Origin of the sequence: Luteimonas endophytica, assembly GCF_029887875.1 — a bacterium.
In the GTDB taxonomy this organism is placed as follows: domain Bacteria; phylum Pseudomonadota; class Gammaproteobacteria; order Xanthomonadales; family Xanthomonadaceae; genus Luteimonas; species Luteimonas endophytica.
On sequence record NZ_JARXRM010000046.1, the window covers coordinates 274,107 to 294,377 of the forward strand.

Here is a 20,271-nt window from a genome sequence, read left to right on the forward strand (position 1 = left end):
TCCGCAATCATGAAGATGTCCTACTGGCGTTTCGCCGCGATGATCGGCACCTCCACCGCGGTGATGTTCGGGTTGATGTATCTAAACACCTACGCGATGGACCACGTGCTGTGGAGCCAGACCCGCGCCTGGATGGCCCTGCTGATGGGGGCGACGATGGCCATCGTGATGCTCGCCTTCATGCTGGGCATGTACGAGAACAAGAAGGTCAACATCGCGATCTTCGCCGGTAGCGCGGTGCTTTTCGCCCTGTGCCTGTGGCTGGTGCGCAGCCAGGCGACCGTCGACGACGCGGCGTACATGCGCGCGATGGTGCCGCATCACTCGATCGCGATCCTGACCAGTTCCCGGGCGCAGATAAGCGACCCGCGGGTGCGCAAGCTGGCCGACGAGATCATAGATGCGCAGCGGCGCGAGATCGCCGAGATGAAGTACCTCATCGCCAGGACAGATTCGGCCGCGGGCGAGGTGGACGCGCTCGACGAGCCGGAAGTGGCGCCGCGGATGGTGACGGCGCGCGAGGCCATCGCCACTCCCCAGATCGCCAGGGTCGATCTGGCCGGCCTGGACGAGGCGGAGATCGCACGGGCGCTGGGCACCGCGCCGCGCTGCGGCTTCTCGTACTCCCGCGAGGCCGGGCCGGTGGTGGCGATGACGGAACCGGGATCCGGCGCCGGAAGGGCGGTCGTCAAGATCCACGGACGCCTGGTGGAACTGGCGGCGGCGCCGACCGCGGACGGCGGAGCGCGGCTGACGGCGGATGGCATCGAGGTCGTCATCGGCCCCGGCGGGGTCCGCGCCGGGGCGTGGACCGAGGCCGACGCCGTCCTGAGGCTCGATGCGGGGCTGAGCGTCGGCTACAGCGGCTTCCTTCGCTGCGCCGCACCGCCGCCCGCGGGGGGGCCGAGCCGGTAACGGCGCAGCCGGTTGCGGGTCGGGCCATCGCGGATTCGAAGACCCGCCGCGCGGCTGGCGTCGACCGGTCGGGGCGCGTTGTCAGCGAGCGGGCGAGCCGGGTGGCCGGGGCGTGTCCAGACCCAGCCTGCGCGCCAGCCAGCCGAGCGTGGGACCCTGGATCACGCTGGACAGCAGCACCACGAAGAACACGATGTTGAAGATCGACTGCGCCCCCGGTACCCCGGCGACGATCGGGAAGGTGGCGAGCACGATCGGCACCGCGCCGCGCAGCCCGGCCCAGGACACGAACAGCTTGGAACGCCAGCCGTAGCGGCGGAACGGCGCCAGGCACAGGAACACGCTGAGCGGCCGCGCCACGAACATCAGCACCGCGGTGATCGCCAGGCCGGGGCCGAGCACCTCCACAAGCTCGCTGGGAAACACCAGCAGGCCCAGGGTGAGGAACATCAGCACCTGCGCCAGCCACGCCAGGCCGTCCTGGAACATCGAGATGGTGCGCCGGGACGGGAACTCGCGCGCCCCGGCCACGATGCCCGCCATGTAGGCGGCCAGGAAGCCGTTGCCCTGGAGCAGGCCGGCCAGCCCGTACGACAGCAGCGCCGCGGCGATCGAAACCACCAGCGCCAGCCCGCCCACCCGCAGCCGCGCACGGCGCAGCAGCGCCGGGAAGCCGATGCCGATCGCGTAACCGACCACGGCCCCCACCGCCATCTGCACGCCGAAGGCCGGCACCAGCGCGAGCGGCGAGGTTTCCGGCACGGCGATCAGCAGCAGCACGGCGCCGACCAGGAAGATCGCCATCGGGTCGTTGGAGCCGGACTCCACCTCGATCACGCCCTTGACATCGTCGTGCAGCGGCATGTTGCGCGATCGCATGAGTGCGAACACCGCCGCCGCGTCGGTGGAGGCGATGACCGAGCCGAGCAGGAAGCCCTGCAGCGGGGTGAAGCCGAGCAGCCACATCGCCGCCACCGCCACCACCGCGGCGCTGATCATCACCCCGGCGGTCGCCAGGACCAGGGCAGGCGCCGCGCCGCCGCGCACCTCGCGCCAGATCGTGTCCAGCCCGCCCGAGAACAGGATGAACACCAGGCTGAGCACCCCGATGCCCTGCGCCAGGCCGACGCTTTCGAAGGAAATCCCTCCCAGCCCCTCGGAGCCGGCGAGCATCCCCAGCAACATGAAGCCGATCAGCGCGGGCAGCCCGAAGCGGCTCGACAGGCTGCCCGCCAGCACCGTGAGCACCAGCAGCAGGCCGATGCCGAAGAACACCAGTTCGGAAGAGTAGCCGGGCAAGACGGGTGGCCTCCGGGAAGGGCGGCCATGGTAACCGGGCGCAACCGCGTCGCGTCCGGGCCGCGGCGCGCGGCCGCGGAACGGCCGGCGCCCGCCAGCTCCGGGCCCGGGGCGGACTCAGCCGCCGGCAGGCCCGTCGCCGCCGGCCGGGCGCGCCGCGCCGCTCAGGATCGCGTCCAGCGGCTGCGGCCGGCCCAGGAAGTACCCCTGGGCGCGGTCGCAGCCGTTGTCGCGCAGCCAGTCGATCTGCTCGCGTTTTTCGACCCCCTCGGCGGTGACCTGCAGCCCGAACAGGCCGGCCAGCGACATGATCGACCGGCAGATCGCGGCATTGGCATTGTCGCGCTCCACGTCGTGCACGAACGCTCGGTCGATCTTGAGGATATGGGCCGGGAGCCTGCGCAGGTAGGCCAGGTTGGAATAGCCGGTTCCGAAGTCGTCGATCGCGATCAGGACGCCGAGTGCGCGCAGCCGCGAGAGGACGTCGATCACCTGCTCGGGGTCGCTCATCACCACGCCTTCGGTGATCTCGATTTCCAGGGCGCCGGCAGGGACGTCCATCTCGTCCAGCGCCGAGCGTACGTCCGCGATCAGGTCGCTGCGCGCAAACTGGCTGGCGGAGACGTTCACGGCGATGGGGCGCGGGGGGTGCCCCGCGGCGAGCAACGCCTGGTAGGCGCGCATGGCCTCGCGCAACACCCAGCGGCCGAGCGGCACGATCAGCATGCTGTCCTCGCACAGCGGAATGAACTCCCCCGGCGCGATGACGCTGCCGTCGGCCTGCGGCCAGCGGATCAGGGCCTCGTACGCGGCGAGGCGGCCGTCGGCCAGATCGTGGATCGGCTGGAAATGCAGCGCGAACTCGCCGTGTCCGATGGCGTGGTGCAGGCGCGCGAGCAGGCCCAGCCGCGCAGATGCCCGGCGGGCGAGTTCGGCGTTGTAGCGGACGCCGTCGGCGGCGGCGTGCTGCTGCATGCTGTGCGCGGCCAGCCCGGCGTTGCGGATCAGGGCCTCGGCATCGGTCCCGTCCTCCGGAAACAGCGCGAGCCCGAAGCCGGCGTCGAGGTAGTGCGGGGCGTTCGCCGCCCAGACCGGCTCCCGCAGCGCCGCGGCGAGCGCGGCGATGGTGGCGTGGCCCTCGCTATCGCCCGCGCTCGGGGACATCGCCACGATCAGTTCGGGCCCCTGCAGTCTGGCCACCAGATCCTGCTCGCCCAGCACCCGCAGCATGCGTTCGGTGGCCTGAACCAGAATCTCGTCGCCGATCGCGCCGCCGAGGCTGTCGCCGATCATCGCCAGGCGCTGAAGCACCACGCGGGCGATCACCATCTTCTCGCCTCCGACGCCAGCGCCGGCGCCGGCGGCGATACGGTCGTCCAGGCGCTGGCGGAAGAACGTCTCGTTTGGCAGCCCCGTCAGGGTGTCGTGGGTGGCGCGGTAGGCGAGCTTGCGCTGGATCCGCTGGCGCTCGCTGATGTCCTCGGCCAGCACCAGCCGTGCGCGGCGTCCGTCGAAATCGATATCCGCGGCGTGGATGCGCACCTCGAGCAGCGAGCCGTCCTTCCGGCGATGGGTCCATGTCCGCGGCGCGTCGTCGCCGGTGCCGCCCTGGGCGACGTCGGCGCGCAGGCGCTTCGCATCCTCCGGGGGGCGGATGTCGAGCAAGGTCATGCGTTGGAATTCGGCGCGCGAGTACCCATAGTTGCGGATCGCCGCGTCGTTGACCTCGAGAAATCGCAGCGTGGCGGCCTCGTACACCCAGAACGGCAGCGGATTGCGGTCGAACAACAGGCGGAACTGGCGCTCGGCGTCGATCAGGCGTTGATGGCTGCGTACCCGATCGGTGATGTCGAGCACCACGCCGCTGGTGCGGATGCCGGTACCCGTGGCGCTTACGTGGGCCCCCTGTGCCGACAGGTGGCGGATCTCGCCGTCGGGCAGCAGCACCCGGTAGTCGAACGACAGTTCGCCGCCTTCCCGGCGGATCCGTTCGACCCGCTCGCGCACGGGCTCGCGATCCTCGGGGTGCATGCGTTCGAAGAAGTGCTCGAGGCCCAGACCGGGCATGTCCGGCGCCAGCCCGTACAGGCGCGGCACTTCGGTCGACCACCAGATGCTGCCGTCCTGGTGAGCCGCCCACGCCCCCATGTGGCCGGCGCGCTGGGCGATGGAGAGCAGTTCAGCACTGCGCTGCAACTCGCGGAGCAGGGCGCCCTGCCGGTGCTCGGCGCGCCGGACGATTCGCAGCAGCTGTCCTAGGCCGGCCCAGTAGAGGACGAACAGCGCCATCGCCACGGCCGCTGTGAGATGCCAGGGTCGCAGGACGTCCAAGCGCGGCAGGCCGGTGCCAAGATACAGCGGATAGTCCTCGAGCGCGGTGAAGGCGCGGATCCGGTCGACGCCGTCGAAGGTATTGATGTCGCGGTCGACCGACCGGCGCACGCCGCTGGCGATGCGCGCCTCCAGCGCCGGATCGTCGTAGCGGCTACCGACGAAGACCCGCGGATCGCGGGTACGGGCGAGTACCGTGCGGTCCCGGTCGAGCAGGGTGACCAGGCTGCGCTGGTCGGTATCCAGCCGTTGCAACGGAGCCTGCAGCGCGCCCAGGTCCAGCTCGGCCGCCACCCCGCCGGGCTGTCGGCCTGGCCGCGGCACCGCCAGCGGCAGCCGCCAGCCGCCGTCTTCGCTCCGCCACGGTCGCCCCAGGCGCATGCCGTCGCCTGCGCCGCGCATCGCCGTCCGCGCCCAGCGCCGGAGCCGACCGGCGGCCGCTCCTTCGGATCCGGGCTCGGCATCGCCGTACACCACGATGCGGGTCAACGGCCACGTCGCGGCGACGGACCGGTCCGCCACCGGGCGACCGCCTTCGCCGCTCGACGGTGGCGGGTTGGCGGCAACCGATCGCAAGATCTGCTCCTGCGCGTGCAACATCCCGTGCACCACCCCCTCGGCACCGCGCGCAAGGGTGCCGACATGGCGTTCGGCCACCTCGATCCGAGATGCGCGGTCGTGAACCAGGAACCCGGCCAGGGACACCCCCAGCAGCAGCCCCAGCGCGACGCCATAGCGGCGGGTGGCGCGGATCGAAAGCTCCGAGAGCCATCGCTGGCGTCTGGTCGCGATCCTGGCCGTGGCGTGCCCCCTCGTTCGATGCGCCGGTCACCGGCTTCCCCGGATCAGTCTGCCCGGCCGCGACATCTACATGAAGTGATGACGCAAGCGCACGCGGGCCGCGCGTGGCCGCGATCGGCAGGCGGCCAACCCCGCGCGGCCGCCAAGTTCCACGCGGGTGCGGCGACGGGAAAACTCCCCGGAAGTCGCGGCGGCGCCTTCCGGGGGTTCAGCCGCGGGTCGGCTACCGTTGCCGGTCCTGTTCCGCCCCCGCAGTCCGCGATGCATCGCCGCCCGACCGCTGGTTCTGCTCCTGGTCCTGATCGCGCCCTTGGGTGCGGTCCTGGCCTTCCTCCTCCTCCCCTCCCGGCCCCTGCTGCTGGCGCCGGCTCGGGTCCTGATCGAGTGACGGATCCCGTCCGCCTTGCTGGTCCTGTTCTGCGGTGTGGGAAGGACTCTTGCGATCCTGCTGGTTCTGGGGATTCATCTGGAAACTCCGTGTCGAGGGCCGGAACGTTCCGGCGACGGCAGTACGCGCCGAACGCGGTGGTGCCCACGTGAGCAACGCAGCGATCGCCTGAACCGTTCACCGAGGGCGACGCTCAGCCGCCGATCGTGGCGACGCGTTCCCCGATGTACGCGCGCAGCGAAGTGGAACCCCGCACGGGATCGGACGGCCACTCCGGGCGATCGACGGTGAGCGCGGTCATCCCCGCGTAGGACTCGGCGGCGGCGGGCGAAAAGCCGAGCGTCCGGAACGACTCGCGCCACTGCGCACGTGGCGTGGCCCGCGCTTCGACCTCGCGCCCGAGCGCGTGGGAAAGCGCCCGCGCGACGTCGGAAGGCGTGTAGCGCTCCGGACCCTCCACGTAGTGGGGGTCGGCGGCCACCCCGTCCGCGGTCATCAACCGGGCCGCCACCTCGCCGATGTCGGCGGGGGCCACCATGGGCAGCCGGAAATCGACCGGCAGCATGGTGTCCAGGCGCCCCTCGGTCCGTGCGGACTCCACCGCGGCATCCCAGTTGCTCATGAAGTACGCCGCCCGGAGCACGTCCACGGGAATCGGCTGATCCCGCAGCGAGCGTTCGAACTCGTGCAGCACGCCCAGGTCGCCGATCCGTCGCCCAGGCTGGACGCCGTAGCTCGATTGCGCGACCAGCTTCTCGAGTCCGGAATCCTCCAGCGCGGCGACGATCGCGCGGACGCTGCGAAGCTCCGCATCGGTGTCTTCCGACGGCGATGCCGGCGGGTTGAGCAGATAGGCGCGCCGACCCGAGCGCAGCACCTCCCGCAATGCGGCAGCGTCCAGCACGTCGACGTCCTCGATCTTCGCGCCGCGGGCGCGCTGAGGCTCGGCGTGGGCGGCATCGCGGGTCAAGACCGTTACCGGCTCGCCGCGGGCCAGCAGCGCGGCGCAGACCGCGCTGCCGACATGCCCTGTTCCTCCGAGGATGATGTGCATGGCTGGCTCCTGCTTGCTGCCAAACCCGATGCCGTCGCTGTTTGCCAGCAGTCGCTGGTGTCTTGGCCGTGATTCCCGCCGCTGTCGACCCGGGAGGGGGCGATGGGCGCTGCGCCTGCCCGGAAAAGGCACCGATGGCGGCGGCGCCCACATCGCGCATCCGGCTGGCACTGAATCTTGCGCGGCCGGCAAAAAACGCCCCGTGAAAGCGCGGCGGGCGCGGCCGTCGCGAAGCACGCTGTCCATCGCCGCTGCCGAAAGCGCAGGCGCCGGCAGTATCGATTGGCCTTCCGGGTGGTCGAAATGCGTCCGGATGCGACCACCAGCGCGCATTGACCGGCCGCCGCGGCGTCCCTACGATTCGCGTCGGTTCGCGCGCAGGGGGTTGCGGCGGCCATTCTTCTACCGCATGCACCCGCGATCCGCTCGCGGGGCGATGGCGGTCCATCATTCCAGGGGACGCAGATGATCAGTTTCAAGCTCGAGCCGGGCAACCACGCGGCGCTTTCGTGCTGGTCGAAGCGGTTTTTCCAGGTGGCTTTCGTGGTTGCGGCGGGGGTGCTGACATTCATGGGCGTCGAAGGCTACCGCGAGGCCAGGTCGATCCTGGCCGATCATTCCGTGGTGAACGTGCCGGTCGAGCTCGAGGCGATCACCGAGGAGAGCGGCCGCCGCGGACGTACCAAGCACATGTTCGAATTCGGCTACGCCTTCGAGGTGGACGGCAGGCAGTACCACGGCGCGTTCAGCACGTCGGAGTCGAACGCCCAGAAGTACCTCGGCGACGGGGTCACGATCGACGTCGCCTATTCCAACGCCGACCCGGCGCGGTTCGACCGCCTGGATCGACTGCAGGGCATGGGCGGCGCCGGCAGCCTGCTCAAGCGCATGGCCATCGCGCTGCTCGGAGCGGCCTTCCTCGCCTTCGTGATGCACATGCTGCTGGTGGCGAAGCTGTTCGTGCCGCGCAAGCCGGAGCCAGAACCGGAAGCGGTGGCGGGTTAGGATGGGCAGCAGGCGCGTCCGGCCTGGGCGCGCCAGTGCTGGAGAAGCCGGTGGCGCGCACGATCGCGATGCTCGTGTTCGACGATGCCCAGGCCCTCGACGTGGCCGGCCCTCTGGAGGTCTTCGCGCTCGCCAGCCGCGAGCTTCGCGAGCGCGAGCCCGGCGCCGTCGTGCCGTATGCGACCCTCCTGGTCGGCCCCGGTCGCGCGCCCGTCTCGCTGGCGTCGGGAATTCGGGTGCTGCCGGATCGCGGCTACTCCGAGCTCGAGGCAGGGATCGACACCCTGCTGGTGAGCGGCGGCATGGGCGCCGCGCTGGACCGGGCGCGCGCCGACCGCGCGCTCGTCGCCTGGCTTGGAGACATCGCCCCGCGCATGCGTCGTATCGCCTCTGTCTGCAACGGGGCGCTGTTGTTGGCCGAAGCGGGCGTGCTGGACGGCTGCGAGGCCACCACGCATTGGCGTGACACCGGCGAACTGGCGTCGCGCTACCCCGCGGTCCGGGTGGTGCCGGATGCGATTTATACCCGCACCGGAGAGGTGTGGACCTCGGCGGGCATTACCGCCGGCATGGACATGGCGCTGGCGATGGTGGCGGCCGACCACGGCCTGCCGCTGGCGCTCGCGGTGGCCAAACGAATGGTGATGGTCGCCAAGCGCTCGGGCGGGCAGAGCCAGTTCAGCCGCGAGCTCGAGGAGCTGGACGTTCCCGATCGCCTCGCCGATCTCGCGCGCTGGATTCGCGCGCACCTGCGCGCACCGCTCGATGCCGGGCTGCTGGCCGACCGGATGCACATGAGCACGCGGCAGTTCGCGCGGCGCTTCGCCGCCGCCTTCGGCACCACGCCGCAGAAGTACGTCGAGCGGCTGCGGGTGGATGCCGCCAAGGCCCTGCTCGAGAGCGGCACGGCGACGATGCGGCGGGTCGCGTCCGACAGCGGATTCGCCTCGGAAGACGCCTTCCGGCGTGCCTTCCGGCGCCACGCCGGCGTCACCCCCCGGGAATACCGGCAGCGCTTCGGGTCGCCCTGACGCCGGCGTCCGGAACCGCCGGCTGGATGTCCGCAAGCGCCGGCCGCCGCCCGGCATGGTGGCGGCAACACCCGATCGGAGACGCCCCATGCGCGCCGTGCTGGTGAAGGCCGCGGCCCTGGCGATTGCCGGACTGCTGTGGCCGGCTCCCGCCGGAGCCGCCCACCCCTCCCATTCCGAGCCTGCGGTGCAGGTCGGCATCCTGCTGTTCGACGGCGTGCAGATCATCGATTTCGCCGCGCCCTACGAAGTGTTCGGCCAGGCGGGGTTCGGGGTGGCGACGGTGTCGGCCGTCGGGCGCCCGGTGACCACGGCGATGGGCCTGCAGGTCACCCCGGACCATGGCTTCGCCGATGCGCCGTCGTTCGACGTGCTGCTGGTGCCCGGCGGGGACACCGGGGATGCGGAGCGTGACGAGGCACTGCTGGGGTTCGTGCGCGGGCGCGCGGCATCGGCACGGCATGTGCTCTCGGTCCGTACCGGCTCGCACATTCTCGCCGCGACCGGTTTGCTGGACGGCTTGCGGGCCACCACGTTCCATCGCGCGCTGCCTTCGCTCGCGGCCGACTATCCGGCGGTCGAGGTGGTGCGCGACGTACGCTGGATGGACAACGGCGCGATCGTGACCTCGGCCGGCCTGTCGTCCGGCACCGATGCGGCGCTTCACATCGTCGGCAAGGAACGCGGCGCGGACGCCGCCAGCACGGTCGCGATGCACCTGGAGTACGACTGGCGGCCGGAAGACGGCTTCGTGCGGACCCGCATGGCCGATCGCCACCTGCCGGACCTGGGCCGGGTGAAGTGGCCGGATCGGACGCGGTTCGATCGCGTCGTGAACACCGGCGACACGCGCAGCTGGCGGTTGCGCTACCGGGTGTCGAGCGATGCGGCCGCGGAGGAGCTCATGTCGCTGGCCGTCGAAGCGCTCGACCGGATGGAAGGCTGGACGCGCGATTCGGCGGACAGCACGCGCGACTGGGTGGGTGCGGTGGAAGGCCGGCGGCTGCGGATGACGATCGGCATGACCGCCGCGGGCCCTCGCGCGCACTGGCTCGACGTCGAGCTGGAAGCGATGCCGGAGCTGGAAGACGACGAGCGCGGCTGAGTCCGTTCGACCGCGTGGTCGACCGGCAGCGGGTCGCTCGCCGACGCGGCCCCCGGTGCGAAGCTGGTGCGGGGCGTTCGGCGATGCGCTCGCGCCATGCGTCTTCCCGGCGCGTAGCCGTATCCGGGCGGGCCGGGAGACACGCAACGAGCCGCCCCCGATACCCGCTTGGTTGCCGCGTATCTCCCGGCCCGCTTGGCGAGTTCACCGCGATCGGCTCGGAGAGCATGGTTCCGATCCCGGTCCCCGGCTCCGGCCCCGGGTTCCGGGCTTCTGTCGGCGCATCGGCCGATCCGTCGCCGCGGGCCCCACGCCGGAGGCGAGCGCCGCTATTCTCGCCCCATTCCGCCGTCCGTGACCCGAATGTCCACTTTTTCCTTCGTCCTGCGCCATGCCCTGGCCTGGTGCCTGTTCTACCTGGCGGTGCTGATCGTCTGGTCGAACCTCCGGTTGCCCGAGTTCATCGTGCTGCTGCTGGCGATGCTGACCCTCGCGTTCGTGATCCCCGATGCGATCTCGCACGTGCACCGGGTGCGGATGATCGCCGGCCAGGCGACGCCCGAAAACCTGCGCAACCGCCAGCGCCGGCAGGTGGAGGTGCCGTTCGTGGCGGGCGAGGCCTTCGACCTGGTCGATGCGGCGCTGCGCGACCTGCCGGGCATCATGGACGTGGTGTCGGCCCGCGACAGCCTGCGCGTGCACGCCGGGGTGCGCCGCGACGACCCCTACGGCGCCCAGGGACGCTTCGATCCGCTGCGCTGGATCGACCGCAGGCTCGGCGGGCAGCGCGACATGGTCACCGCCACCGTGCATCCGAACGGCGACACCTCCACCATCACCCTGGCCTGCGAGCCCGAGAGCGCGGCCTGGACCGACTGGCTGCGGGTCGACCACGGCAGCAACCTGCAGACCGCCGAGGCGATCACCCGCGCCATCACCCGCCGCGTCGGCGAACAGCGCCGCGGCGAGCGCGCCGCCGCGCACCGCACCGCCAGCGCCAAGGAGCTGAGCGAAGCCAAGCTGAGCCTGCTGCACGCCCAGGTGGAGCCGCACTTCCTCTACAACACCCTGGCCAGCGCCCAGGTGCTGACCCGCAGCGACCCGGCCCGCGCCGACCAGATGCTGGGTCATCTGATCGAATACCTGCGCCGCTCGCTGCCGCGCACCCTGCAGGGGCAATCGACCCTGGGCGAGGAGCTGGAGCGGGCGAATGCATGGCTGGAAATCATGAAGTTCCGGATGGGCGCGCGCCTGGCCACGCAGATCGACGTGCCCGAAGCGCTGCTGGCGGTCCCGTTCCCGGCGATGATGCTGCAGACCCTGGTGGAGAACGCCATCAAGCACGGCCTCGAACCCAAGACCGGCGGCGGCACGGTCTGGATCCGCGCCCGGGAGAGCGAGGACCGGGTGGCGGTGACCGTGGCCGACGACGGCCGCGGCTTCTCGAGCGAGGGCGGCGGCACCGGCATCGGCCTGCGCAACGTGCGCGAGCGGCTGCGCCTGACCTACGGCGAGGCGGCCAGCCTGCGCATCGCCGCCAACTTCCCTTCCGGCGTCGCGGCCACCGTGACCGTGCCCGCGGCCGCCGAGCCCGGCCGTGCGGAGACCGCCCATGCCTAGTTGCGTGATCGCCGAAGACGAGGACCTGCTGCGCGCCGCGCTGGCCTCGCTGCTGGCCGAAGCCTGGCCGGAGCTGGAGATCGCGGCGCTCTGCGAGGACGGCGGCAGCGCGTTGGAGGCGATCGCCGACCATGCGCCGGACTACGCGTTCCTCGACATCCGCATGCCGGGGTTGACCGGGCTGGAGGTCGCGGCCGCGGCCGCGGAGTCGAATCCCGCCACGCGGGTGGTGTTCGTGACCGCCTACGACCAGTACGCGCTCGATGCCTTCGAGCGCGGCGCGGTCGACTACCTGCTCAAGCCGGTCACCCGCGAACGCCTGGACGCCACCGTCCGGCGGCTGCAGGCGCGCAGCGGCGAGTCCCATCCCGACGCCGCCACCCTGGCGGTGTTGCTGCGCCAGCTGCAGGCGCAGCCGCGCGGCGACGCGCCCGAGCCGCTGTCCTGGATCACCGCCAGCAACGGCCGCGAGACCCGCCTGATCCTGGTCGAGGACGTGCTGTATTTCCGCGCCGACAACAAATACACCGTGGCCGTGACCGCGGAGGGCGAGGCGCTGCTGCGCACGCCGGTACGGGAACTGCTGGGACTGCTGGATCCTGCCGTGTTCAAGCAGGTGCACCGCGCCACCATCGTCAACATCAAGGCGATCGCCGCGGTGGTGCGCGAGGACGGCGGGCGCGGACTGCTGCGGCTGCGCGGCCGCGACGAGACGTTGCCGGTGAGCCAGCCGTTCATGCCGCTGTTCCGCAACATGTGACGCGCCACGCGAGGAGGAAACCATGATGCTGCGTGCGATCCTGATGCTCGGCTGCCTGCTGCTCGGCGGCTGCCGGTTCGAAACCGGCCTGACCACCGTGACCAATCTCTCGATCGAAGGCCGGGCGGTCAACGCCACCCGTTCCTACGTGGTCGGCAGCGAGGGCGAGTTCGAGTGCCTGCGCAGCGTCACCGGCAGTTGCCACTACGTGTTGTTCGTGGAGGACTGCGCCGCCGATGCCCCACCCGGCACTGGCTGCGGCGCGCGGGTGGTGGACCAGTTCACGCTGGCGGCAGGGGAGCGCCAGCACAAGGGCGAGCTGCCGCGTGGCCTGCGCCAGTGCGTCGACCACGAGGCGCCCCCGGTGGTGCCCGCCTGTGCCGCCGGCCAGGCCCGGACCGGGGCGGCAGCCTCGGGATAGGGCCGCTGCCGCGAGGCGGCGTCGCTGTAGGGGAAATCCTACGTCCGCGCGCGGCGTGCGCCGACTGCGGGGCGGTGCCCCGCGCGGCATCCTGTGCGTGCCCCGGCAGCACGGCCCATGCAATGGCAACGGATGCCGCTCCGCAACGGAATCCAGGCCGCGACCTTGAGCAAGTCACCCAGCTGGGCCGGGGCGCCTTCTTCACGTACCGGACTGGGTGCCGATGATCATGTCCTCATTGCAATTGGTGAAATCGTACGGCGGCTGGCAATTGCTGGACGCGGGCCATCCGGTGTTGTGGTTTCCCGAACGCGAGAAGGGCCTGGAGATCGCCACCATCATGGCCGACGCGCGCAATCTCTACCGCGGCGAGCCGACCACGGTCGAAGCCCAGAACGACGATGGCGAATTCGAGGTGATCGCCGCGTTCGCCTAGCGGGATCCGCGCGGGTCGGCGCCGCTAGGCGGGGCCGACCACGCCGCCGGGGGTTTCCGAGAGCATCAGCACCAGCCGCATCTGCACGCGGCGCAGCTCGCCCTCGTTCCTGGCGCGGAGCCCGATCTCGCCGGCGCAGGACTTGAACGACGCCCAAAAGTCGGCCTCGACCGGATGCCGGGCGTGCATGCCGGGCAGCGAGCGGCCGAGCAGCTGCAGTTCGCGCTCGATGTCCCGGGAAATGCTGGATTCGGTGTCTTGCGGAGGCACGGGGCGCCGCGTTCCGGAATCGATACTGTCTTGCACTTGGAACTCCTGGTCGATCCCCTTGCCAGCCACTGTGGCCGCGCGCGCGTGAAGCGGGCGCATTGCCGAGTGCTTGGCGCTGAACCATTCAGAGGATCGGCGGGGCCAGCCGGCGTGGAAGGCCGGATTCCCCGTGCGGCGCCATTTCTGGATCGCTCCGACCCGGCTGCCCGGTCCGCCCGCACCCGAAATCGTTTCCCGAGTCACAGAATCGAAATGCCGCGCATGGTGAGATCGGATCCGGGGGGCGCCAGGAGATGCGCATGGACCCTGTTTGCGAAGTGTTCGCGTTCGTAGGCACCGGATCCGACGGGCTCGACTACGTCGGCCGGCTCGAAGTCGAGTCCCGCCCGGCCGGTTGCGAGCCGGTCTGGCTGCAGGGCCACCTGCTCGACGGCCGCCGGCTGCATCCGCTCGAAGCGGGGCGGGTGCTGGTGGAGGGTTCCGAACTGATCATCCAGCCGACCCGTCTCGCCCCCTGCGGCTAGGCTCGCTTCCTGGCGCCGTGCCGTCGCGGGCACCATACCGGCGCCCCTCCGCAGCGGAAGGCGTCCCATGAGATGAGGCATGGCAGCGGCTGGTTGACGGCACCGGGGCACCCGGTCGAGACGCCGACGTGCTGGTGCGCGGCGACCGGATCCACGCGATCGGCCGGCTGTCGCGGCCTGCCGGCTTCGGTGCTGCGCATCGCCGACCGGGGCGTGGTCCGCGCCGGCGCGATCGCCGATCTGGTGCTGTTCGACCCGGGCCGGGTGCGCGCCCGCTCCGGCTATGCGGATCCGCTGGCGCAGGCCGAAGGCTTCGACCTGGTGGTGCTCAACGGCAGGCCGGCGTTCGAGGACGGCGAGCGGGTCGGGTGCGCGGGCAGGCTGCTGCGGCGGGGACGCTGACCGCCCGCGGCGGCCCGCTTCACGCGCCCGCGCGGCACGCTGTCGTTTCATGGCGGGCGGGCCAACCGGATCCGCCATCATGCTGTTCGACACCTGGGACGATCTCGGCCGCGTGCTCGCCGTCGGCGTCTGCGCCTACGTGGCGCTCATCGCGCTGCTGCGTGCTTCCGGCAAGCGCACGCTGACCAAGATGAACGCGTTCGACTTCGTGGTCACGATCGCGCTGGGCTCGACGCTGGCCACCATCCTGCTCAACCGCGATGTCTCGCTGGCCGAGGGCGTGCTCGCGATGGCGCTGCTGGTGTCGCTGCAGTTCGCGATCACCTGGAGCGCCGCCCGCTGGGTGGCGGTCCACCGGCTGGTGGCCAGCGAGCCGACCCTGCTGCTGCACGAGGGCGAGTTCCTGCGCGAGGCGATGCGCCGCGAGCGGATCAACGAGCAGGAGCTGCGCCAGGGCCTGCGCAACCACGGCATCGACGATCCGGCCCAGGCGCGCTGCGTGGTGCTGGAAACCGATGGCGCCTTCAGCGTGGTGCGCGCCGATCCGCGCTAGGCGTCGGCCGTCAGGCGTCGTCGGCGTCGCGCCCCTGCTTGAACCGCGAGAGCACCGCGACCACCGCCAGGTTGATCAGCGCCAGCGCCACCGCGTGGCCCCAGTAGCCGAAGCCGGCCGCCGCGCCCATCGCCCCGACCGTCCAGATGCTCGCCGCCGTGGCGGTGCCGGACACGTGGTCGTCGTGCTTGAGGATCGCACCGCCGCCGACGAAACCGATCCCGGTCATCAGGCCCTGCAGGATCCGTGCGCTCGCATCCGGTGCGTCGTCGCCGATGAACTGGCGCGCGATCAGCACGTAGGCGCAGGCGCCCACGGCCACCAGCGGAAAGGTCCGGATGCCCATGATGTCGGCGTGCCGCTCGCGGTCCCATCCGACCGGGAGCGCGAGCAGCAGCGCACCCAGCAGCGGCAGGTAGGGTTGCAGGAACGCGATCAGGTCGCCCATCGCCGGTTCGCCGTTCGTAGTGAGAGGGAAGGCCGCCATCGCATGCATCGCAGCCTACAAACGGCGGCGGCCGGGCGCGGTGAAGGCGCATCGCGGCTCCGGCTTTCCGTGCGCGTCGGCGTCCGCCTTGGGTCCGGGCGGCATCCCTGTTAAGATACGTCGCCATCGAGTCTGGTTTTCCGGCGTTGCGCGCAACGTTCCGATGTCCCGACTCCCACGCGGCTCCCCAGACGCGGAGCCGACAGCGCCGTCGATCCCCAGGTCGTCCGATCGCTGCATGGCCCACCGCCATGCCGTGCGGGATCTCTTGTCGGCGCGCCCATCCGCAACCACAGGAGATGAACGCAACGATGGCAGCCCCGTTCCCCGAACAGACCCTTCCCAATTGGCGCCGCGCGGTCCTCAAGGTCGGCAGCAGCCTGCTCAGCGACGGCCGGGGCGGACTCGGCAAGCGCAACGCCGCGGCGCTTGCGCGCCTGATCTCGCGTTTTCGCGACCAGGGGCGCGAGGTGCTGCTGGTGTCCTCCGGCGCGGTGGCCGCCGGCCGCGGCCTGATGGCCGACCATGGCGGCGGGCTGGCGCGCCGGCAGGCCCTGGCCGCACTCGGCCAGGCGCCGATGCTGGCGCTGTGGCAGGGGCTGGTTGAACAGCCCGTGGCGAAGGTGCTGCTCAGCCACGACGACCTGCGCAACCGCCGCCGCTATCTCAACGCGCAGGCGACGCTGCGCGAGCTGCTCGCACTGGGTGCGCTGCCGATCGTCAACGAGAACGACACCGTCGCCGTCGATGAACTCAAGCTCGGCGACAACGACAACCTCGCCGCGGTGGTCGCCACCCTGATCGATGCCGACATCCTGCTGATCGCCACCGATACCGACGGCCTGTACACGGGACACCCGCAGCAGGATCCGGATGCGCGCCCGGTGCCGCGGATCGAGGCGATCACGCCCGGCGTGATGCGCATGGCCCAGGGCGGCGCCGGCACGCTCGGTACCGGCGGCATGGCGACCAAGCTGGAGGCGGCCACCAAGGCCGCCGCCGCCGGTATCGACACCGCGCTGTTCTGCGGCCACCGCATGGAAACCATCGATGCGCTGGCCGCCGACCGTTTGCGCGGCACCTTCATCCCCGCCCACGGCGAGCGCCTGGTGGCACGCAAGATGTGGCTGCGCCACACCCCGCCGAGCGGCGGCCGGATCCGGATCGACGAGGGCGCGGCCCGGGCGCTGGCCGAGCGCGGCGCGTCGCTGCTGCCCGGGGGCGTGGTGGGCGTGGAAGGCGACTTCAACTGCTCGGCGATGGTGGACATCACCTGCGCCGAGGGCCGCCGCCGGCTGGCCCGCGGCCTGGTGCAGTACCAGTCCGCGGACCTGGAGCGCATCGCCGGCCGCCACAGCCGCGAGATCGAGAGCGTGCTGGGGTTCCATAATGGCCGCTCGGTGATCCACCGCGACGACATGGTGCTGCTGGGCGCGGCCGCCGCCGCGGCGCACTGACCACAGGAGATCACGATGACCGGATACGTCCGCACACTCGCCACCGGCGCGCGCGCCGCCGCCGCGAAGATCGCCGCGCTCGATTCAGCGCAGCGGGCCGCCCTGCTGATGTCGATGGCCGACGCGGTGGCCGCCGGCAGCGGCGCGATCCTCTCCGCCAATGCCGCCGACATGGCCCGGGCCCACGAGTCCGGCACCACCGGGGCGATGCTGGACCGGCTGCGGCTGGACCAGGGGCGGGTGGAGGCGATCGTCGCCGCGATCCGCGAGATCGCCACGCTGCCGGACCCGGTGGGCCAGGTCACCCGCAGCGAGGTGCACGCCAACGGCATGACCGTGGAGAAGGTGCGGATCCCGCTCGGCCTGATCGCGATGATCTACGAGGCGCGGCCGAACGTGACCGCCGATGCCGCGGCGCTGTGCCTGCGCGCCGGCAACGCGGTGCTGCTGCGCGGCGGCTCGGAGGCGCGCGACAGCAACATCGCCATCGCCGGCTGCCTGCACAGCGCCCTGCGCGAACATGGCCTGCCGGCCGAGGCGGTGGCGCTGGTCGAGGACACGGCGCGCGAGCACGTGCTCGAGCTGCTGCAGCTCACCGAGCTGGTGGACCTGGCGATCCCGCGCGGCGGCGAGCGGTTGATCCGCTTCGTCGCCGAGAACGCCCGGGTGCCGGTGATCAAGCACTACAAGGGCGTGTGCCATCTGTACGTGGACCGCGCCGCCGACCCGGCGCTGGCGCTGCAGCTGGCCATCGACGGCAAGCTGTCGCGGCCGGGGGTGTGCAACGCGCTCGAGACGATGCTGGTACACGCCGAGATCGCCGAGTCGTGGCTGCCAGAGGCGCTGACCCGGCTGCAGGAACGCGGCGCCGAGATCCGTGGCTGCGAGCGCACCCGCGCGCTGTTCTCCGCGGCGCAGCAGGCGACCGAGGAGGACTACGCGGCCGAGTTCCTCTCGCCGATCCTGGCGGTGCGGGTGGTGGACTCGATCGACGAGGCGATCGCGCACATTAGGCGCCACGGCTCCGACCATACCGAGGTGATCGCCAGCGCCGACCAGGCGGCGGCGGAGCGTTTCGTGCGGGCGATCCGCAGCTCGGCGGTGATGGTGAACGCCTCCTCGCGCTTCAACGACGGCGGCAGCCTCGGGCTCGGCGCCGAGATCGGCATCTCGACCACGCGCCTGCATGCGTACGGGCCGATGGGGCTGGAGTCGCTGACCATCGAGCGCTACGTGGTCCGCGGCGACGGCCAGGTGCGGCATCCGGAGTCGGCCGCCACGGGTTGATACCGAACGGCCGGGGACGATTCCAGCCGCCGGTTCCGGTGGCGCTCAATCCTCCGCGGCGGCCTCGCGCCCTTGCTGGCGGATGATCGCTTCCTGGCGCGCGTCCTCGATCGAGGACAGCACCGCGCCGGTGTCGGCGGTGTGCTCGTCGAAGACGAACCTGCCGGTCAGCGCCGCGTCCGGGCGCAGCTCGCCCTGCTCGTACAGCGCCCACATCTCCTCGCCGTAGTACGTGTCGAGCAGGTCGGGGGCGTGACGGCCGAGGCTCTCGCGCAGGTTGTGCACGTCGCGCAGCAGCATCTGCCGGGCGGCGTTGTTGCCGGCGGCGCTGACCACCTGCGGGAAGTCGATGATGACCGGGCCGTCGGCGCCCACCAGCACGTTGTATTCCGACAGGTCGCCGTGGATCAGCCCGAGGCACAGCATCCGCACCACGTCTGCGACCAGCATCGCGTGGAACGCCCGCGCCTGCTGCGGCTCCAGCTCCACTTCCACCAGCCGTGGCGCGCTGTTGCCGTCGGCGTCGGCGACCAGGTCCATCAGCAGCACGCCGTGCAGGAAGCCCTGCGGCTGCGGCACCCGCAGCCCGGCATCGGCCAGCCGGTAGAGCACCTCCGCCTCGGTGTTTTTCCAGGCGGTCTCCTGCTCGCGGCGGCCGAACTTCGTCGACCGGGCCATCGCCCGCGCCTGGCGGCTGCCGCGCACCTTGCGGCCCTCCTGGTACTGGGCGCGCGCCTGGAAGCTGCGTTGCGCCATGTCCTTGTAGACCTTCGCGCAGCGCACCTCGCCGCCGCAGCGGACCACGTACACCGAGGCTTCCTTGCCGCTCTTGAGCGGCCGCAGCACCTCGTCGATCAGGCCGTCGTCGATCATCGGCTGCAGGCCGCTGGGGATCTTCATCGAATTACCGTTGCCGCCGCGCGGGGGCGGCCATTGTCGTCGCAAAACCGGTCCCGGGGCCGCCCCGAGGGCAGGCCGGGGCGCCGCGGGGGGTGCGTGGTTCATCCCCGGCCATCGCCGCCGCCGGTCCGGCCGCGATGCCCCGGCCCGGCGGCGCCGGCGCGGCGCGTTGCCCGACCCCCGCGGCGAAGGCTGGCGAACGCCCGCTGTGCATCGCCTAGATGTGATCTCTCAGTAGGTTGTTCATCCGGGGTGATCCCGGAACACTGGAGGTGCGACCCATTCAGCACCCCAGGAGCCCCGGATGAACCTGCATAAACATGCCCGTCTTACGCCTCGCGGTCGAGCCCTGCTTGTGGAACGGGTGATCGAGCACGGTCTTCGGGTCGAAGAAGCCGCCCACGCTGCGGGTGTGAGCACTCGAACGGCCTACAAGTGGTTGCGCCGCTTCCGCGAGGAAGGCCCGGGAGGGCTCCAGGACCGTTCGTCGCGCCCGCTTCGCTGCCCCAGTGCCACGCCGGCGCCGGTCGTCGAGCAGGTAGTCGCCCTGCGTCGCCAGCGGCGGACCTATCGCCAGATCTCGCTGGCACTGCCCGTCGGCCGGAGCACGATCGCGCGGCTGATGCGTCGTGCCGGTCTGCATCGACTGGCCGAGCTGGCGCCAGCGCGCCCGGACCACCGCTACGAGTACCCACAGGTGGGTGATCTGTTGCATCTGGACATCAAGAAGCTGGGCCGGTTCTGGCGCCCCGGACATCGCGTCACCGGCGCTCGCCAGGGCACTTCGGATGGCGCCGGTTGGGAGTTCGTCCACCTTGCCATCGACGACCACTCCCGGATCGCCTTCGGTACCGTCGAGAACGACGAACGTGGCACCAGTGCGTGCCGGGCGCTGCTGCAAGCGCTACGGTACTACCGCGGCCTTGGCATCACCTTCGCCCGGGTCATGACCGACAACGGCGCCTGTTACAAGTCCCGGCTGTTCCGCCGGCTCCTGCGCCGACTGGGCCTGCGCCACCTGCGCACGCGCCCCTACACGCCCCGTACCAACGGCAAGGCCGAACGACTGGTCCAGACCACATTGCGCGAGTGGGCTTACGCTCGCTCCTATGACAGCTCAGACCAGCGGCGCCAGGCCCTGCCTCACTGGCTCCATCAGTACAACTGGCATCGACCACATGCCAGCCTCGGCTACCGGCCGCCTATCAGTCGCCTCCAGCGTCCA

The 20,271-nt window shown here is 71.3% G+C and carries 21 protein-coding genes; 14 read left to right on the plus strand and 7 right to left on the minus strand.

From position 1 onward, the window contains the following. Positions 1–9: 9 nt before the first annotated feature. Complete coding sequence (locus tag QFW77_RS18890) at positions 10–915, plus strand: DUF6692 family protein (RefSeq protein ID WP_280576431.1); 906 nt, start codon at positions 10–12, stop codon at positions 913–915. An 81-nt stretch (positions 916–996) separates the two neighbouring features. On the opposite strand, the gene QFW77_RS18895 is transcribed toward QFW77_RS18890, so the two are convergent. From QFW77_RS18895 to QFW77_RS18910, 4 genes are all read right to left on the minus strand, one after another. Beyond that, on the minus strand, positions 997–2,214 hold the full coding sequence (locus tag QFW77_RS18895; RefSeq protein WP_280576432.1) for a potassium/proton antiporter: 1,218 nt from the start codon (positions 2,212–2,214) through the stop codon (positions 997–999). Between the two features lie 117 nt (positions 2,215–2,331). Then, complete coding sequence (locus QFW77_RS18900; RefSeq protein WP_280576433.1) at positions 2,332–5,202, minus strand: bifunctional diguanylate cyclase/phosphodiesterase; 2,871 nt, start codon at positions 5,200–5,202, stop codon at positions 2,332–2,334. Between the two features lie 367 nt (positions 5,203–5,569). Continuing rightward, complete coding sequence (locus QFW77_RS18905) at positions 5,570–5,812, minus strand: hypothetical protein (protein ID WP_280576434.1); 243 nt, start codon at positions 5,810–5,812, stop codon at positions 5,570–5,572. 115 nt (positions 5,813–5,927) lie between these two features. Further along, positions 5,928–6,788: an NmrA family NAD(P)-binding protein gene (locus QFW77_RS18910; protein ID WP_280576436.1), complete on the minus strand. Its 861-nt coding sequence runs from the start codon at positions 6,786–6,788 to the stop codon at positions 5,928–5,930. Between the two features lie 465 nt (positions 6,789–7,253). Here QFW77_RS18910 and QFW77_RS18915 point away from each other — a divergent pair, with 465 nt between their 5' ends. From QFW77_RS18915 to QFW77_RS18945, 7 genes are all read left to right on the plus strand, one after another. Further along, entirely contained in the window at positions 7,254–7,793 is a 540-nt protein-coding gene (locus QFW77_RS18915) for a DUF3592 domain-containing protein (protein WP_280576437.1), read from the plus strand. Between the two features lie 50 nt (positions 7,794–7,843). Beyond that, complete coding sequence (locus QFW77_RS18920; RefSeq protein WP_280576438.1) at positions 7,844–8,824, plus strand: GlxA family transcriptional regulator; 981 nt, start codon at positions 7,844–7,846, stop codon at positions 8,822–8,824. Between the two features lie 88 nt (positions 8,825–8,912). After that, positions 8,913–9,929 (plus strand): DJ-1/PfpI family protein, encoded by a 1,017-nt coding sequence (locus QFW77_RS18925; protein WP_280576439.1) that lies wholly within the window; start codon positions 8,913–8,915, stop codon positions 9,927–9,929. A gap of 363 nt (positions 9,930–10,292) precedes the next feature. After that, positions 10,293–11,549 carry a sensor histidine kinase gene (locus tag QFW77_RS18930; protein WP_280576441.1) on the plus strand — a complete coding sequence of 419 codons (1,257 nt, stop codon included), beginning with the start codon at positions 10,293–10,295 and terminating at the stop codon, positions 11,547–11,549. Continuing rightward, positions 11,542–12,309: a LytR/AlgR family response regulator transcription factor gene (locus QFW77_RS18935; RefSeq protein WP_280576443.1), complete on the plus strand. Its 768-nt coding sequence runs from the start codon at positions 11,542–11,544 to the stop codon at positions 12,307–12,309. The genes QFW77_RS18930 and QFW77_RS18935 overlap by 8 nt, the downstream gene beginning before the upstream one ends. 22 nt (positions 12,310–12,331) lie before the next feature. Next, positions 12,332–12,730 (plus strand): hypothetical protein, encoded by a 399-nt coding sequence (locus QFW77_RS18940; RefSeq protein ID WP_280576444.1) that lies wholly within the window; start codon positions 12,332–12,334, stop codon positions 12,728–12,730. A 229-nt stretch (positions 12,731–12,959) separates the two neighbouring features. Next, positions 12,960–13,166: a hypothetical protein gene (locus tag QFW77_RS18945; RefSeq protein ID WP_280576445.1), complete on the plus strand. Its 207-nt coding sequence runs from the start codon at positions 12,960–12,962 to the stop codon at positions 13,164–13,166. Between the two features lie 24 nt (positions 13,167–13,190). Here QFW77_RS18945 and QFW77_RS18950 read toward each other — a convergent pair whose 3' ends face one another. After that, positions 13,191–13,436: a hypothetical protein gene (locus tag QFW77_RS18950; RefSeq protein WP_280576446.1), complete on the minus strand. Its 246-nt coding sequence runs from the start codon at positions 13,434–13,436 to the stop codon at positions 13,191–13,193. Between the two features lie 299 nt (positions 13,437–13,735). Between QFW77_RS18950 and QFW77_RS18955 the strand changes: the two genes are divergently transcribed. From QFW77_RS18955 to QFW77_RS18965, 3 genes are all read left to right on the plus strand, one after another. After that, a complete protein-coding gene (locus tag QFW77_RS18955) occupies positions 13,736–13,960 on the plus strand; it encodes a hypothetical protein (protein ID WP_280576448.1) in 225 nt (74 codons plus the stop codon). A gap of 72 nt (positions 13,961–14,032) precedes the next feature. Further along, positions 14,033–14,362 carry a hypothetical protein gene (locus QFW77_RS18960; protein ID WP_280576450.1) on the plus strand — a complete coding sequence of 110 codons (330 nt, stop codon included), beginning with the start codon at positions 14,033–14,035 and terminating at the stop codon, positions 14,360–14,362. A 79-nt stretch (positions 14,363–14,441) separates the two neighbouring features. Then, positions 14,442–14,915 (plus strand): DUF421 domain-containing protein, encoded by a 474-nt coding sequence (locus tag QFW77_RS18965; RefSeq protein ID WP_280576451.1) that lies wholly within the window; start codon positions 14,442–14,444, stop codon positions 14,913–14,915. Between the two features lie 10 nt (positions 14,916–14,925). Here QFW77_RS18965 and QFW77_RS18970 read toward each other — a convergent pair whose 3' ends face one another. Next, complete coding sequence (locus QFW77_RS18970; protein WP_280576453.1) at positions 14,926–15,402, minus strand: MgtC/SapB family protein; 477 nt, start codon at positions 15,400–15,402, stop codon at positions 14,926–14,928. Positions 15,403–15,713: 311 nt separating this feature from the next. Between QFW77_RS18970 and proB the strand changes: the two genes are divergently transcribed. Together proB and QFW77_RS18980 are read left to right on the plus strand one after the other, a co-directional pair. Then, positions 15,714–16,859 carry a glutamate 5-kinase gene (gene proB / locus QFW77_RS18975; protein WP_425603387.1) on the plus strand — a complete coding sequence of 382 codons (1,146 nt, stop codon included), beginning with the start codon at positions 15,714–15,716 and terminating at the stop codon, positions 16,857–16,859. 15 nt (positions 16,860–16,874) lie between these two features. Then, the gene (locus QFW77_RS18980) at positions 16,875–18,146 is read left to right on the plus strand and encodes a glutamate-5-semialdehyde dehydrogenase (protein WP_280576455.1); all 1,272 of its coding nucleotides are present in this window, start codon (positions 16,875–16,877) and stop codon (positions 18,144–18,146) included. Between the two features lie 45 nt (positions 18,147–18,191). Here the strand turns inward: QFW77_RS18980 and QFW77_RS18985 are convergent, their stop codons facing one another. Continuing rightward, on the minus strand, positions 18,192–19,046 hold the full coding sequence (locus tag QFW77_RS18985; RefSeq protein WP_280576456.1) for a PA4780 family RIO1-like protein kinase: 855 nt from the start codon (positions 19,044–19,046) through the stop codon (positions 18,192–18,194). A 304-nt stretch (positions 19,047–19,350) separates the two neighbouring features. Here QFW77_RS18985 and QFW77_RS18990 point away from each other — a divergent pair. Further along, positions 19,351–20,271, plus strand: a 921-nt coding sequence (locus tag QFW77_RS18990) for an IS481 family transposase (protein WP_280572385.1), incomplete at its 3' end; no start/stop codon positions are given.